At 47.5% G+C, this 751-nt stretch carries 1 protein-coding gene; it reads left to right on the top strand.

Annotated features, from left to right (window positions below; all coding sequences use genetic code 11):
- The coding region (locus tag A3766_RS04705; RefSeq protein ID WP_156508690.1) for an ATP-grasp domain-containing protein at positions 1-751 on the top strand (751 nt) is incomplete at both ends.

Here is a 751-nt window from a genome sequence, read left to right as displayed (position 1 = left end):
GCGCTTGGGCTTACGTCAGCCAGAAAATGCCACGGTTCGAAGCCATGAAGAAGCGATTACTAAAGCGACTGAAATCGGTTATCCGCTAGTTGTTCGTCCATCTTATGTATTGGGCGGGCGTGCAATGGAGATCGTCTATAACGAAGCTGAGCTAGTTAAGTACATGAAGGAGGCGGTTAGCGTATCTAACGACAGCCCTGTCTTGCTAGACCACTTCTTGAACGCGGCGATTGAGGTTGATATTGATGCCATTAGTGATGGTAAAGATGTCGTGATTGGTTCAATCATGCAGCATATCGAGCAGGCGGGTGTACACTCGGGTGACTCGGCTTGTTCATTGCCTCCATATACCTTGTCTCAAGAAGTTCAGGAAGAGATGAAGGAAGTCGTTAAAGCTATGGGTCTAGAACTTGGTGTTGTAGGTTTGATGAACGTCCAGTTGGCTTATCAGGATGGTTTGATTTACGTGATCGAGGTTAACCCTCGAGCATCACGTACAGTACCGTTTGTTTCTAAAGCTATTGGCACTTCATTGGCGAAGGTTGCTGCACGTTGTATGGCAGGTAAAACCCTGGCAGAGGCGGGCTTTACCGAGGAAGTGGTGCCTAAGCACTTCAGTGTCAAAGAGTCTGTTTTCCCGTTCAACAAGTTCCCATCTGTTGACCCGATCCTTGGCCCTGAAATGAAGTCAACGGGTGAAGTTATGGGTATCGGTGATACCTTCGATGAAGCCTTTGCTAAAGGAGTTATT

The organism is Oleiphilus sp. HI0132 (genome assembly GCF_001635845.1).
This window is presented reverse-complemented; position numbering and strand designations above follow the sequence as displayed.